Annotated in this window: 15 protein-coding genes and 1 tRNA gene; 12 read left to right on the forward strand and 4 right to left on the reverse strand. The window is 62.3% G+C overall.

All coding sequences use genetic code 11. The features are described from left to right. Positions 1–67 precede the first annotated feature (67 nt). Positions 68–2,059 (reverse strand): transketolase, encoded by a 1,992-nt coding sequence (gene tkt / locus LB568_RS09855; RefSeq protein ID WP_224729997.1) that lies wholly within the window; start codon positions 2,057–2,059, stop codon positions 68–70. A 262-nt stretch (positions 2,060–2,321) separates the two neighbouring features. On the opposite strand from tkt, the gene LB568_RS09860 reads away from it, so the two are divergent. The 4 genes from LB568_RS09860 (at position 2,322) to LB568_RS09875 (ending at position 4,907) form a co-directional block, all read left to right on the forward strand. Further along, positions 2,322–2,594 (forward strand): DUF4164 domain-containing protein, encoded by a 273-nt coding sequence (locus LB568_RS09860; protein ID WP_023763725.1) that lies wholly within the window; start codon positions 2,322–2,324, stop codon positions 2,592–2,594. An 11-nt stretch (positions 2,595–2,605) separates the two neighbouring features. Next, on the forward strand, positions 2,606–2,971 hold the full coding sequence (locus LB568_RS09865) for a cell division protein ZapA (RefSeq protein WP_140573331.1): 366 nt from the start codon (positions 2,606–2,608) through the stop codon (positions 2,969–2,971). 249 nt (positions 2,972–3,220) lie between these two features. Then, positions 3,221–3,880: a peroxiredoxin gene (locus tag LB568_RS09870; protein WP_013892636.1), complete on the forward strand. Its 660-nt coding sequence runs from the start codon at positions 3,221–3,223 to the stop codon at positions 3,878–3,880. Between the two features lie 160 nt (positions 3,881–4,040). Continuing rightward, positions 4,041–4,907 carry an MBL fold metallo-hydrolase gene (locus LB568_RS09875; protein ID WP_224730105.1) on the forward strand — a complete coding sequence of 289 codons (867 nt, stop codon included), beginning with the start codon at positions 4,041–4,043 and terminating at the stop codon, positions 4,905–4,907. A gap of 305 nt (positions 4,908–5,212) precedes the next feature. Here the strand turns inward: LB568_RS09875 and rpoH are convergent, their stop codons facing one another. Then, positions 5,213–6,124: an RNA polymerase sigma factor RpoH gene (gene rpoH / locus LB568_RS09880; RefSeq protein ID WP_013892638.1), complete on the reverse strand. Its 912-nt coding sequence runs from the start codon at positions 6,122–6,124 to the stop codon at positions 5,213–5,215. Positions 6,125–6,333: 209 nt separating this feature from the next. Beyond that, positions 6,334–7,386, reverse strand: coding sequence for an RluA family pseudouridine synthase (locus LB568_RS09885; RefSeq protein WP_041164022.1), 1,053 nt, complete (start codon positions 7,384–7,386; stop codon positions 6,334–6,336). Positions 7,387–7,413: 27 nt separating this feature from the next. Here LB568_RS09885 and LB568_RS09890 point away from each other — a divergent pair, with 27 nt between their 5' ends. From LB568_RS09890 to LB568_RS09920, 7 genes are all read left to right on the forward strand, one after another. Next, positions 7,414–7,797 (forward strand): hypothetical protein, encoded by a 384-nt coding sequence (locus tag LB568_RS09890; RefSeq protein WP_013892640.1) that lies wholly within the window; start codon positions 7,414–7,416, stop codon positions 7,795–7,797. After that, the gene (locus tag LB568_RS09895) at positions 7,794–8,201 is read left to right on the forward strand and encodes a VOC family protein (protein WP_013892641.1); all 408 of its coding nucleotides are present in this window, start codon (positions 7,794–7,796) and stop codon (positions 8,199–8,201) included. Before LB568_RS09890 ends, LB568_RS09895 begins: the two co-directional genes overlap by 4 nt. Before the next feature lie 91 nt (positions 8,202–8,292). After that, positions 8,293–8,367 (forward strand) — tRNA-Glu (locus LB568_RS09900). Positions 8,368–8,387: 20 nt separating this feature from the next. Continuing rightward, positions 8,388–8,759 carry a hypothetical protein gene (locus LB568_RS09905; protein WP_013892642.1) on the forward strand — a complete coding sequence of 124 codons (372 nt, stop codon included), beginning with the start codon at positions 8,388–8,390 and terminating at the stop codon, positions 8,757–8,759. Positions 8,760–9,549: 790 nt separating this feature from the next. After that, positions 9,550–10,131, forward strand: coding sequence for a VOC family protein (locus LB568_RS09910; RefSeq protein ID WP_013892644.1), 582 nt, complete (start codon positions 9,550–9,552; stop codon positions 10,129–10,131). 22 nt (positions 10,132–10,153) lie between these two features. After that, on the forward strand, positions 10,154–10,999 hold the full coding sequence (locus LB568_RS09915) for a glutathione S-transferase family protein (RefSeq protein ID WP_140573313.1): 846 nt from the start codon (positions 10,154–10,156) through the stop codon (positions 10,997–10,999). A 270-nt stretch (positions 11,000–11,269) separates the two neighbouring features. After that, positions 11,270–11,662 (forward strand): hypothetical protein, encoded by a 393-nt coding sequence (locus LB568_RS09920; protein ID WP_140573312.1) that lies wholly within the window; start codon positions 11,270–11,272, stop codon positions 11,660–11,662. Between the two features lie 149 nt (positions 11,663–11,811). On the opposite strand, the gene LB568_RS09925 is transcribed toward LB568_RS09920, so the two are convergent. Beyond that, the gene (locus LB568_RS09925; protein ID WP_023776891.1) at positions 11,812–12,027 is read right to left on the reverse strand and encodes a hypothetical protein; all 216 of its coding nucleotides are present in this window, start codon (positions 12,025–12,027) and stop codon (positions 11,812–11,814) included. A gap of 314 nt (positions 12,028–12,341) precedes the next feature. Here LB568_RS09925 and LB568_RS09930 point away from each other — a divergent pair, with 314 nt between their 5' ends. Beyond that, entirely contained in the window at positions 12,342–13,265 is a 924-nt protein-coding gene (locus LB568_RS09930; RefSeq protein WP_140573311.1) for a DUF2865 domain-containing protein, read from the forward strand. Positions 13,266–13,318: the final 53 nt, after the last annotated feature.

The raw sequence follows: 13,318 nt of genomic DNA on the forward strand, positions 1-13,318 counted from the left end.
AATCGATTAGGTTGGGTCAGCCCACGAAATGCAAATGCAGTTTCGTGGATCTCGGCACTTCAATCGGTTATTTGCCGTGCAGGCGGGCTTCCGCCGCCTTGGCAGCCGCCTCGGCGGTGATGCCGAAATGCGGATAGAGCTGCTCGATGGTACCCGAGGCGCCGAAGCCGGTCATGCCGATGAAGATGCCGTCGGAGCCGATGAGATGATCCCAGCCCTGGCGGATGCCGGCTTCGATCGCCATCTTGATCGGCGCGTCGCCGATCGTCTTCTTGCGATAGGCGTCGCTCTGCTTGTCGAACAGCTCGAAGCAAGGCACCGACACGACGCGGGTCGGGTGGCCGTGCTTCTCCAGCAAGTCGCGGGCGCCAAGCGCGACCTCGACTTCGGAACCTGTGGCGAAGATCGTCACCGCCGCCTCGCCGCTGGCCGCGGCCAGTTCGTAGGCGCCCTGGCTGCTCAGGTTCTTGTCCGAGTGCTCGGTGCGCACGGTCGGCAGGTTCTGGCGGGTGAGCGCCAGGGTCGACGGCGTTTTCTCGGATTCGAGAGCGATCTGCCAGCATTCGGCGGTTTCCACCGCGTCGGCCGGACGGAAGACATTGTGGTTCGGGATGGCGCGCAGCGCCGCCATATGCTCGACCGGCTGGTGGGTCGGGCCGTCTTCGCCCAGACCGATGGAATCATGGGTCATGACGAAGATCGAACGGATGCCCATCAGCGAGGCGAGCCGCATCGAGGGGCGGGCATAGTCGGAGAAACACAGGAAGGTGCCGCCATAGGCGATGAGGCCGCCATGCAGCGTCAGGCCATTGATGGCGGCCGCCATGCCGTGCTCGCGGATGCCATAGTGGACATAACGCTGGCCGTAATCATCAGGCGTGATGTTCTTGGTCTGGCTGGTCTTGGTGTTGTTGGAGCCGGTGAGGTCGGCGGAGCCACCGATGGTCTCGGGCACGGCGCCATTGATGATTTCGAGCGCCATTTCCGAAGACTTGCGGGTGGCGACCTTCGGCTTCTCGGCCGAGAGCTTCTTCTTGTAGTCGGCAATGACGGCGTCGAAATTGGACGGCAGCTTGCCGCTGGTGCGACGCTCGAACTCCGCCTTCAGCTTGGCGTCGGCCTTGGCGAGGCGACCTTCCCAATCGGTGCGTGCCTTGACGCCGGCCTTGCCGGCGGTGCGCCAGGCCTCGAGGATGTCGGCCGGGATTTCGAAGGGGGGCGAGTCCCAGTTGAAGAACTTGCGCGCGCCGGCGATCTCGTCGGCGCCAAGCGGCGAGCCGTGCGCCTTGTTGGTGCCGGCCTTGGTCGGTGCGCCAAATCCGATGGTCGTCTTGCAGGCGATCATCGTCGGCTTGTCGGAATGGCGGGCGGCCTCGATGGCGTAGGCGATGGCTTCCGGATCGGTGCCGTCGATATGGCTGGCGTTCCAGCCGGAGGCCTGGAAGCGGGCGACCTGGTCGGTGTTGTCGGCGAGCGAGACCGGGCCGTCGATCGAGATGTTGTTGTTGTCCCAGAAGACGATCAGCTTGTTGAGCTTCAGATGCCCGGCCAGCGCGATGGCTTCCTGGGAAACGCCTTCCATCAGGCAGCCGTCGCCGGCCAGCACGTAGGTGTAGTGGTCGACGAGGTCGTTGCCGAAGGCGGCATTCATGATGCGCTCGCCGAGCGCGAAGCCGACCGAATTGGCGAGGCCCTGGCCGAGCGGGCCGGTGGTCGTTTCGATACCGGTGGCATGGCCGTATTCGGGATGGCCAGCCGTCTTCCAGCCCAGCTGACGGAAGTGCTTGATCTGGTCGAGGGTCATGTCCTCGTAACCGGTCAGATGAAGCAGCGAATAGAGCAGCATCGAACCATGGCCGGCTGACAGGATGAAACGGTCGCGGTCGGGCCAATGGGGGGTCTTCGGATCATATTTCAGGAAACGGGTGAACAGCACGGTGGCGATGTCGGCGCAGCCCATGGGCAAGCCGGGATGACCTGAATTGGCTTTCTCGACGGCATCCATGGCGAGAAAACGGATTGCGTTGGCCATCCGGTCATGTTGTTCACGCGACGTCATGGTTCCTCCATGGTGGGGAGTTGGGGGCTTGGGAGAGCCCTTGAAAAGGGTGCGCGACACATAGCAGGCGCGGGCTTTTAGTCAACAAATCGGGTGCACATTTACCGGTCTTGTGATGACGGCGGCGGGCCAACATTAGCGTTAGCGGGGGACAGTCGCGAGAGCTTTGTTGACGTCGCCTTCACCCGGTGCCTAATGTTTCCGATATAACGCGTTCTGAACGCGAACGATTCGGTGATGGGCAGGGCACAGGACGAACGCCATGACCGGGGAAACCACGCTCAAGGAAGTGATCGCCAGGCTAGGCAAGGCCATGGAGGGGCTGGAAAACGCCGTCGCGGCCAAGCTTGAGCACGAACGCGACTACTCGGAAGCCGAGGCCGAGGTGCAGCGGATGAACGCCGATCGCTCGCGGCTGGCGCAGGAACTCGACAATTCCGAAGCACGCGCCGAACGGCTGGAAGACGCCAACAAGGAAGTCTCGCGACGGCTGGTAACCGCCATGGAAACCATCCGCGCCGTGTTGGACAGATAGGAGCTGGCCCGATGGCACAGGTCACGGTTTCAATCGACGGCAAGCAGTATCGCATGGCCTGCGACGAGGGCCAGGAAGAGCATCTGATCGATCTTGCCGAACGCTTCGACCGCTATGTTTCACACCTGAAGGACTCGTTCGGCGAGATCGGCGACCAGCGGCTGACCGTGATGGCGGGGATCATGGTGATGGACGAGCTTTCCGAGCTGCAGAAACGTGTCAAGGGCATGGAAAGCGAAGTGCTGACCTTGCGCAAGACGCGCGACGAGGCGCTGACCAAGGCCGACAAGAGCGACAGCGTGCTGACCAACGCGCTCGGCGCGCTGGCGCAGCGCATGGAAGACCTCACGGCGACGCTGGCGGTTGGCAAGGCCTGAGCAAGTCGCGGTTGAACGGCATCGCGCGCCGGATCTGTTCTTTCATACAGACCTGTCTCCGGCAGAGACAGCTTCGACTTCGGCGGACATCCGAAAATCCTGCCGCAATTTCCATCGAGGACAGAATCTTTTTCGCCGCCAGCGCTGCAACTGGCAGGTTTAAGCATTTTGTCGGCGCTGCCAGGAGTGCTAAAAAGGTGTCGAGCTGCGGCAGCGGGTTTGCGGCATTGTCAGGGGTAGGGATAGATCATGAGCCTTCGTATCAACGATATCGCACCGGACTTCACCGCCGAGACCACCCAAGGGGTGATCAAATTCCATGACTGGATCGGCGACGGCTGGGCGATCCTGTTCAGCCACCCGAAGAATTTTACTCCGGTCTGCACGACCGAGCTCGGCACGATGGCGGGGCTCGAGGGCGAGTTCAAGAAGCGCAACGTCAAGATCATCGGCATTTCGGTCGATCCGGTCGCGAGCCACGACAAATGGCAGGCCGACATCAAGACGGCGACCGGCCATTCCGTGAACTATCCGCTGATCGGCGACAAGGACCTCAAGGTCGCCAAGCTCTACGACATGCTGCCGGGCGGTGCCGGCGAGACGTCGGAAGGCCGCACGCCCGCCGACAACGCCACGGTGCGCTCCGTCTATGTCATCGGGCCGGACAAGAAGATCAAGCTGGTGCTGACCTATCCGATGACCACGGGCCGCAACTTCGACGAGATCCTGCGCGCGGTCGATTCCATGCAGCTGACCGCCAAGCACCAGGTGGCGACGCCGGCGAACTGGAAGCAGGGCGAGGACGTCATCATCACGGCCGCCGTTTCCAACGAGGATGCGATCAAGCGTTTCGGCGCCTACGAAACCATCCTGCCCTATCTCCGGAAGACCAAGCAGCCATCGGCCTGAGCACCTCCCCGGGCGCCTGGGAACGGTTTTTGCGTTTCTCGCCGCCTCGGGCGAAGCGATACTTGACTGGGCGGCCTGAGAGGACAACCATGCTCTTCTCAGGCGCCGTCAGAGAAAATCATTCCTGCCGGCCGAGGAGTTGAGGGAGCCGGAATTGGACATGGTTTTGGCCAGGCCATTGGTCAGCGGCTTCTATGACAAGCCGACCGGGGCCATCCAGTATATCGTCGCCGATCCGGCCACGAAGCGCTGCGCCATCATCGATCCGATCCTCGACTTCGACGAGAAATCCGGCGCAACGGGTACGAAGAGCGCGGATGCCTTGCTCGATTTCCTGAGGGAAAACGGGCTGGAGCTGGAGTGGATCCTCGACACTCACCCGCATGCCGACCATTTCTCCGCCGCGCATTACCTAAGGGAGAAGACCGGGGCGCCGACAGCGATCGGCGACAGGGTCGTCGATGTCCAGAACCTGTGGAAGGCAATCTACAACTGGCCGGATTTTCCTGCTGATGGCTCGCAGTGGGACAGGCTGTTTGGGGAGGGCGAGACCTTCCGGATCGGCACCCTTCCGGTCCAGGTGCTGTTCTCGCCTGGACATACGCTGGCGTCGATCACCTATGTGGTCGGCGACGCCGCCTTCATCCACGATACGCTGTTCATGCCCGACAGCGGCACGGCGCGGGCGGATTTTCCCGGCGGCAGCGCCTTGCGGCTCTGGCATTCGATCCAGGCCATCCTGGCTTTGCCTGATGAAACGCGCGTCTTCGTCGGCCATGATTATCAGGCCGGCGGCCGCGAGCCCTTGTGGGAAAGCACGGTGGCCGCGCAGAAGGCCACGAACATCCATCTCGTCGCCGCGCACAGCGAAGCCGAGTTCGTCGCCTTGCGCGAGGCGCGTGACCGGTCCCTGCCGATGCCCAGGCTGATCCTGCATGCACTGCAGGTCAACATGAACGGCGGACGGCTGCCGGAACCGGAGGCCAATGGCCGGCGATATCTGAAATTTCCGCTGGATGGGCTTTGACGGGTATTTTTGTGGCGGGCGCCGCCGGTGAAACTGCCGATCTCCCCACCTGCGGGGGAGATGCCCGGCAGGGCAGAGGGGGGTGCTGTCCCTCCGACCTGTCAGCCAATTGTGCCTTCAGTTTTCGGTTGGGTGACTGACGCCGAAAGTAGCGTTCCTTCACACCCCCCTCTGTCCTGCCGGACATCTCCCCCGCAAGGGGGGAGATTGGCCATGCTCCCGGTTTTCGCCAACCGCCAGCCGAATATAAAAAAGCGGCGCCAGTTTCCTGACGCCGCCTTTTGATCTTGTTGCCGAACCCGGCTTTACGCTGCCGGCTGTGCCTCGATGGTGCGCAGCGCCTGCATCTGGCGCTTGGCGGCGGCCTTGACTGCATCCTGCACCTTCTCGAAGGCGCGCACCTCGATCTGGCGCACGCGTTCGCGGCTGATGTCGAACTCGGCCGACAGCTCTTCCAGGGTCAGCGGCTCCTCGGCGAGGCGACGCGCCTCGAAGATGCGCCGCTCGCGATCGTTGAGCACGGCAAGAGCGCCCGACAGCATGCCGCGCCGGTTTTCCAGCTCGTCCTGCTCGATCAGCATCTCTTCCTGGCTTTCGTGGTCGTCGACCAGCCAGTCCTGCCATTCGCCGGACTCGCCTTCCGTCGCCCGGATCGGGGCGTTGAGCGAGGCGTCGCCAGACAGGCGGCGGTTCATCGACACCACTTCGGCTTCGGAAACGTTGAGCCGCGTGGCGATCTCGGCGATCTGGTCGGGCTTGAGGTCGCCGTCATCCAGCGCCTGGATCTTGCCCTTCACCTTGCGCAGGTTGAAGAACAGGCGCTTCTGGTTGGCGGTCGTGCCCATCTTGACCAGGCTCCACGAGCGCAGGATGTACTCCTGGATCGAGGCCTTGATCCACCACATGGCGTAGGTCGCGAGGCGGAAGCCACGCTCGGGTTCGAATTTCTTGACGGCCTGCATCAGGCCGACATTGCCTTCCGAGATCACTTCGCCGATCGGCAGGCCGTAGCCGCGATAGCCCATGGCGATCTTGGCGACGAGCCTCAAATGGCTGGTGACGAGCTTGTGCGCGGCGGACGTGTCTTCATGCTCGGCATAACGCTTGGCGAGCATGTACTCTTCCTGCGGCTGAAGCATGGGAAAGCGGCGGATTTCTTCCAGGTAGCGGCTGAGGCCGCCTTCGCCGGAAACGATACTGGGTAGTGACTGGGCCATGATAGCGCCCCCTCTCTATTGGAGTGATGCCCCCGAAACGCGGCGGGCATGTGACGCGAGCACCAAAGGCTCGCCCGCGACACGAGATCTTATACAGGAACAAAACCAGAAAAGACAGCTTTTGTTCAACACGAAACAGTGTGTCACGTTGAAGTGAACAATGTCAGTCAGGTTTTTGATGGCTGGCTCAACGCCTGTCGTCGGCAGGTTCAGAACTTGCGAAAGCCGCCGACGAGTTCCTCCATGTCCCTCGGTATCGGCGCCTCGAACCTCATCGTTAGATGGGTATCGGGATGACGAAATGCAAGGAGCCAGGCATGCAAAGCCTGCCGGGAAAATGCCTTGACCTGGCTTTTCAACGGTTCGGGCAGCCGGTTGGCCTTGGTGCGGAAGGCCTGGCCGTAGTCGGGGTCGCCGATCACCGGATGACCGATATGGGCCATGTGGACACGTATCTGGTGGGTGCGGCCGGTTTCCAGCCGGCATTCGACCAGGCTTGCAGTGGCGAACTCCTGCTGTTTCTCGCCAAAACGCTCCTGGACGGCAAAATGGGTGACGGCGTGGCGGGCGTCGTCGCGACCTTCCGGCACCACGGCGCGGCGCACCCGGTCGGCGGCGCGGCCAAGCGGCGCATCGACCGTTCCGGTCGGCCGTTGCGGGATGCCCCAGACCAAAGCCAGATAGGCGCGTTCGAGATCGCCGGTCAGGCCATGATCGGCGAAGGCTTCCGACAGGGCCTTGTGGGCGCGGTCGGTCTTGGCCACCACCATGACGCCGCTGGTCTCCTTGTCGAGGCGATGGACGATGCCCGGCCGGCGCACCCCGCCAATGCCGGAAAGGCTGTCGCCGCAGTGATGGATCAGCGCGTTGACCAGCGTGCCGGTCCAGTTGCCGGCGCCGGGATGCACGACAAGCCCGGCCGGCTTGTTGATGACGATCAGTGCGTCATCTTCATAGAGCACATCGAGCGCGATGTTCTCGCCCTGCGGCTCGGCCGGCTCGGGCTCCGGCATGGCGACCGAGACGCTTTCACCTGGAAGCATCTTGCGCTTGGTTTCGTCGACCGGCTTGCCGTTGATGGAAACGGCGCCCTGCCGGATCAGCATCTGCACGCGGCTGCGCGACATGTCCGGGCCAAGGCTGGCAGCCAGCCACTGGTCGAGGCGCTGGCCGGCCGCATCCGCGCCCGTCACAAGCACGGTGGGTGCCTCCATCAATCGGTCCTCTATCAATTGAGGGGCCTCTTCGCTATGAGCGCTCATTGAAAAACCGTTCCGGAATGTTTTGCCATGGCCAGCCCAACCGCCGAGGAAGATCAGGAAAAGCCGCTCGACCCCGAAGTCGAAAAGGTGCGCAGGAAACTCGTCCGTTTCGTCGGCATCAATCTCGGCCTGCTGTTTCTTGCCCTTATGGTGGTGATCGGCGCCCTTGTCTACAAAGCGCGCAACGCGCCACCGACGAGCCCGCCGCTGGCCGGCGATATCCAGACCCCCGCCGGCGAGCTTGCCAGCGGCGACATCGTGCTGCCGGTCGGGGCCAAGGTGGTGAGCCAATCGCTGTCCGGCAGCCGCGTCTCCATCGATGCCGAGCTCACCGACGGCAGCCGTGCCATCTTCATCTACGATATCGCCGAGCGCCGCCTGATCGGCCGCTTTGCAATTCGCAACAGATGACGGATTTTGCCGAACATCGTCGCGTCGCGACCGTTGCGCTGGTCGTCGCCAACTATGACGAGGCGATCGCCTGGTATGTCGGTCGGTTGGGTTTTGATCTCGTCGAGGATGTCGATCTCGGCGGCGGCAAGCGCTGGGTCACGGTGGCGCCGGCCAACGGCCAGGGCGCCAGGCTGCTTCTGGCCGAGGCTTCCGACGAGGCACAAGGCAAAAGCATAGGCAACCAGACCGGTGGCCGGGTTTTTCTCTTTCTCGAAACCGACGACTTCGCCCGCGACCACGCGGCGATGCTGGAGAAGGGCGTCGAATTCCGCGAGGCGCCGCGTTACGAACCCTATGGCACGGTGGCGGTTTTCGCCGATCTGCACGGCAATCTCTGGGACCTGATCGAGCCCAAACGGTAACGTGCGCGTTGCTTTTTGTCCGATGCGGCAAAGCAGCCGAAACCCCAGTTGCTTTTTCCCAGCCGTCAGCCTATATCGCCGGTTCTTGAGCGCGCCCATCGTCTAGCGGTCAGGACACCGCCCTCTCACGGCGGGAACAGGGGTTCGATTCCCCTTGGGCGTACCAAGGATTTTCTGCCAGATGCGATGCTTGCGCCATACGGCCTGTTGCAGCAAGTTGGCTGCATGAAACAATTGGCTTTGCCGCTCCTCATTTCCGCGTCCCTGATCGCCCAGTGCGGTCCGTCGTTCTCCAAGGACAGGAAGATCACCGGCACCATTCGAGGTTTCGAATGTGGCGACAATTGCTATCTGACCATTGTCGACCGCAAGAAGGAGGAGCAAGTCGGCCTGTGTTCCGCTCCCGAGTGCGGAAGCTGGAACGAGCAAACCGCGATGCCGTCCCGCTACAAGGGAAAACGCGTGACCGTTACAGTCGGACAAGGGCAGCAGATCGATGACGGCGGCAACGTGATGGGAGAGATGATGTCCTTCACGAAGATCAGATTTCTCGACTAGCATTGGCGTATTCGCGACCACCTCGCGCTCCAAGTGGAAGTGGAGGGCCAGCGCAATGCCGGCCCCTTTTGCTTTTAGACTGCTGTGCAGCGGTCCGTCCCGGCGCAACAACAGCTCCGTCGCTTCTTCCCGCAGTCTCGGGTCACATTCAGACAAAGCACCCGTGTGGGTTGCGTTCACCGAAAGAAGCGGCAAAGCCCGCGAAAATCCGGTGGCCGCATGGCCGAATCCACCCAATTTAAGTCAGGCCGCGACGCTTGAAAGCGTAACGATCTCTGTTACTTGGCATGCGGGTAGCGTCCGCGGATGGCGGACTTTGGGTCGGGTAGAGTTGGGATGTCCTCAGTCAAGATGATTTGCTCGCGCTGCCATGGCGGCGGCAAGGTTTTCGATTGCTCGAGATGGTCTGCGTCAAAAGGGCATTGCTGCCCGCAGGGGACGCATCAGACAAACTGCCCGGGGAAGACCATCGCATGCGCCGAATGTGGCGGCGTGGGGATGCTGGCGGCGGCCGAGCTCAGGGCCGTCGCGTAGTCGCGGTTTCGGCCAGGGCGCTACGAGCCCGCCTTTGGCTAGGGCTGATAACCGCAATCCTTAAAAACGTTTCCCTGGCTTTTACAACCAGGAACGGTTTCGCCGGCGTGCCAACATTAGGGTTCGCCGCTTCTGGCGCGGCGGAGCCGATTGCATTAGCATCACCTCCTGGGTCTTGAGGCACGGCTCGAGTGGCGCGCAGAACGCCGAGCGCCGGGCAGATCCGCACGGGCAGCTGATGCCTCGGGAGGGGCCAATGCAGAAACTGCAGTCGCAGGGTGTCCACCACATCACGCTGGTTGGCGCCGGCCGCCAGACCTCGATCGATTTCTGGGAGGGCGTGCTCGGCATGCCGTTCATCTTCGAGCAGCCCAATCTCGACAAGCCCAAGGAGAGTCATCTCTATTTCGATCCCGGCGATGGCCGGCTGATCACCATCTTCACCGACGAAAGCCGCACGCCGGAGAAGCGACGCACGCCGACCGATACGGGTTGTGTCCATCACATCGCCTTTTCGGTGTCGCGCGTCACCTTCCTGCAGGCGGTCGCGCGGCTCGACCAGCGCGGTATCAAGCACAGCGGCGTCAAGGATCGCGGCTTCATGGATTCGATCTATTTCGAGGATCCGCTCGGGCTGCTGATCGAACTCGCCTCCTATCGCTTCGAGCCGCCGGCCGGCTTCACCCATGCCGACGTGCTGATGGAAGCGCACAGGCTGCGGGTCGCGCGCGGCGACTACAACATCGCAGAAGTGCATCTCGCCGATGCGATCCAGGCGCTCGTCGAGCGTTCGCGCGCAACCCTGTCGGATGACCGGGCGCCGAAGAACCCATACTGAACGGGCACAGAGGGAGGAACAAATGGCCAAGACAGCGACAACGAAGGCGAAGAAACCCGCGGCCAAGGTGGCCGCAAAAGCGACCCCAAAGGCGGGGGCCAAAGCAGCGGCGAAACCGACGGCAAAGGCCACCGCAAAACCCGCTGCGAAGGCCAAGGCCAAGCCGGCGAAGAAACCGGGGCTGAAGCTCAGCATGCTGAAGCCGAGCGTCAACAACATGACGGTGCGGGTGTTCGCGCGCGCGGCCGGATTCGACGCCGCCGAGACCGACGCCTGGGGCCACACGCGCTCGCCCGAATATATGGCGCGCAATCCGGCGCACCTGACGCCGATGATCGAGGACAAGGGGCTGCCCAGAGGCGTGCTTTGGGAAAGCTGCGCCATCATGCAATATCTCGCCAACAAGCACGGGCTGGAGAAATTCTATCCCACGGCGCCGGCCAAGCGGGCAATGGTCGACAGCGCCATGTTCTACCTGATCGGTACGCTCTACCCCTATGTGGCACGCGCCACCTATCCGGCGCTCGGCTTCCCGCACTATGCCGGCGAGGTCGGCCACAGCGACGCCCATCCCGACAAGAAGTCCGAAGCGCAGAAGGCAGCCATGGCCGCGATCGCCGAGCCGTTGGAGGTCTTCCACAGCTTCTTCAGGGACGGCAAGCCGTTCATCGGCGGCAAGCACCCGTCGATCGCCGACATCCGGCTGGCGGCGACGCTCGAATTCCTGGCCGTCATCGACTACGCGCTGCCCAGATGGACGAAGGAGTACATGGCGGCGATCGAGAAGAAGCTCGGCAAGGCCTACGCCGAGCCGGCCGGCGACGTGCGCGGCTATATCGCCCATGTGAAGTCGCAGGCCAGGGGTTAGGGATTCGTTAACCAAAGCCCTGTCTACTGCCCGGAATTCACCGCGCGACCACGGATGTACTGGCGCCGAGGTGGAAGGAAAGGTCGGCCCCGCGCCGGCCTTTTTGCTTTTTTTGGGGCGGTGGTGCCGGGGCATCGCGGCACGAAAGTCAGGCAACGCCGAAGCATCAACTTTTGCTGCAAGATATTGTCATTGCCAACGTCGGCTCTAACATCCCTTACAGCCAGTCCAGCCATGAATGCCGGCCGGCAGTGAAATCGAGGGATTGCAATGAAGTGCGTCGCGGCAAGGCTGATGATCGCCGTTGGAATGCTGGTCGGGACCCTTCTCCCGCTACAGGCCGCGACGCTCAATACAATGGCTGATGTCGGGGCCGCGATCCAGGCGTGCTGGACGCCCTCGGCGGATGCCGGGAATTCCACCGTAACCCTGAGCTTCAGCTTCAAGCGCGACGGCACGCTGATCGGTTCGCCAAGGGCGACTGCCGTCAAGGTGGCCGGCGATGACAAGGCGCGGCAGGCGTTCATCGACGCGGCCACCGCGGCCGTCAAGAATTGCACGCCCCTGACTTTCTCTGCGACGCTGGCACAGGGCATTGGCGGCAAGGTGTTCACATTGCAATTGGTTTCCCCGAAGCAGTTGCAATCGGTCTCCCCGAAGTAAATAGCTGTTCCCGCGACGACCTTACGGTGACCATGCCTGACGCCATGGGTCAGGGAAGGCTCGCGAAAAGCAGACTGTCCGGCAGGTTTTACACCTCCGCGTAGCCGGCCCCTCCGAGATCAGCGGCTCAATGGCCCGGCGCTTTTGGCTCAATGGCTCAGGCGCCGCGCCTCGGCATGCCGTGCCAAATCCGGTGTCTCGAAGACGTAGTCGCTCCAGGCCGATTCCGGAATTTGCCCGGCCAGATAGCACTCCAGCAACAGGTTCTGCTCGGCGTTGAGCGGCCGTGGCGCGCCCTCATGGTCAAGCCCGAGGGAATGAAAAAGGTTTCTTGTCAGTTCCGATACCGTGAAGTGGATCGACATCCGCGTTCTCCTTTGCCTTTCAACGCCGCACGCCAGGCAAAGGTTTCAGGTCAGGTATCGGATTTAGTCGCCCGCCTGGCGTCCTGGCCTTGCAGCATTGGCTGCCATCGATCGGGCCGCACTGTTTTCCGGTTCGTCTCAATCTTGAAATAAAAATGTAATATCGAATTTACAGGGCTGGTCCTATTACACTAAATGAAGGTCTGCTTAGGTCGAAAGTCTTAAAACATTAGACTAGGCTCATCTAACCAAAGGTTAGCTCAGTCTAAAGAACGTGATTCCAGACTATCCGCAACAAGGATCATGTCGTCCCGATGACCCGTTTCTGGTTTCTCATGATGACGGTCGCACTGGTAATGGTGACCGCCTTTGCGCTCGGCACAACATCTTCCTACGCGGACAGTTGCAGCGCGATCAGAGGCCAGTTGCTTTCCGCCGGTCGCGGCGGCGGCGTGAGCCCGGAACTGGCGCAGCTGCGTCGCCAGCTCGCGGCGATCCAGGGCCTGGAGAGGCAGCGCAGATGCACCGCGCAAAGTGCGACGGGTGGTTTCTTCAACGCTTGCGCCGACCTTGCCAGGAACCGGTCGGACGTGCAGCGCCAGATCGCCGCCGCGTCCAATTCCGGCCGGGACATTTCGGGCCTGCAGGCACGGTTCGCGGCGCTCGGCTGCACATTCCGGGGCAAGGAGCAGCGCCCGGCGCCGAAGACGCAGTCCGCCGCGGCAACGGCGGTGCCAACGTACGGCGGCAACACCATGCTGTTTTGCGTGCGCCTTTCGGATGGATATTTCTTCCCGGCGCCCAAGTCGCAATTCGCCGGCAATGACGATCTCAAGGATACGGCCGATCAATGCCGTTACATCTGTGACGATCCGGCGGTCGACCTCTACACGCTGAGCGATGCCAGTCTGGAAACCGAAAAAATGGCCGCGCTTGACACGCGCAAGCCTTACACGGAATTGCCGACGGCTTTCCGCTACCGTGAGGATGCCAATTTCAAGGCCTGTGACGTCAAGCGCTATTACCAGCGGGTTGCCGAACTGAGAGCGAGGACGGTCACGCCCACGAACATGAGCAATGCCATCATCCCCTTGCCGCAGCCAAAGCCGGACCTCGGCAGTGTCGCGGCAATTCCGGGATCCGGCAGCGAGGCTCCGGGCACCGCTCGGTTGCAATCGATCGAGGCTGGCAAGCGGTCGGTGCGCATGGTTGGCCCTGCCTTCTTCCCCGTGGAATAGCAACGGTTTTTCAAACCCGGCGGCCGACCGCCGCGATGAGCCTGTCGCTTACC

This window comes from Mesorhizobium sp. B263B2A, from assembly GCF_020165775.1.
Classification (GTDB): domain Bacteria; phylum Pseudomonadota; class Alphaproteobacteria; order Rhizobiales; family Rhizobiaceae; genus Mesorhizobium; species Mesorhizobium opportunistum.

Coding starts and splice junctions, on each gene's coding strand:
- LB568_RS09860 (WP_023763725.1), top strand. CDS start 2,322: ATGACCGGGGAAACCACGCTCAAGGAAGTGATCGCCAGGCTAGGCAAG.
- LB568_RS09920 (WP_140573312.1), top strand. CDS start 11,270: ATGAAGTGCGTCGCGGCAAGGCTGATGATCGCCGTTGGAATGCTGGTC.
- LB568_RS09865 (WP_140573331.1), top strand. CDS start 2,606: ATGGCACAGGTCACGGTTTCAATCGACGGCAAGCAGTATCGCATGGCC.
- tkt (WP_224729997.1), bottom strand. CDS start 2,059: ATGACGTCGCGTGAACAACATGACCGGATGGCCAACGCAATCCGTTTT.
- LB568_RS09875 (WP_224730105.1), top strand. CDS start 4,041: ATGGTTTTGGCCAGGCCATTGGTCAGCGGCTTCTATGACAAGCCGACC.
- LB568_RS09930 (WP_140573311.1), top strand. CDS start 12,342: ATGACCCGTTTCTGGTTTCTCATGATGACGGTCGCACTGGTAATGGTG.
- LB568_RS09910 (WP_013892644.1), top strand. CDS start 9,550: ATGCAGAAACTGCAGTCGCAGGGTGTCCACCACATCACGCTGGTTGGC.
- LB568_RS09890 (WP_013892640.1), top strand. CDS start 7,414: ATGGCCAGCCCAACCGCCGAGGAAGATCAGGAAAAGCCGCTCGACCCC.
- LB568_RS09895 (WP_013892641.1), top strand. CDS start 7,794: ATGACGGATTTTGCCGAACATCGTCGCGTCGCGACCGTTGCGCTGGTC.
- LB568_RS09915 (WP_140573313.1), top strand. CDS start 10,154: ATGGCCAAGACAGCGACAACGAAGGCGAAGAAACCCGCGGCCAAGGTG.
- LB568_RS09925 (WP_023776891.1), bottom strand. CDS start 12,027: ATGTCGATCCACTTCACGGTATCGGAACTGACAAGAAACCTTTTTCAT.
- LB568_RS09905 (WP_013892642.1), top strand. CDS start 8,388: ATGCTTGCGCCATACGGCCTGTTGCAGCAAGTTGGCTGCATGAAACAA.
- rpoH (WP_013892638.1), bottom strand. CDS start 6,124: ATGGCCCAGTCACTACCCAGTATCGTTTCCGGCGAAGGCGGCCTCAGC.
- LB568_RS09870 (WP_013892636.1), top strand. CDS start 3,221: ATGAGCCTTCGTATCAACGATATCGCACCGGACTTCACCGCCGAGACC.
- LB568_RS09885 (WP_041164022.1), bottom strand. CDS start 7,386: ATGAGCGCTCATAGCGAAGAGGCCCCTCAATTGATAGAGGACCGATTG.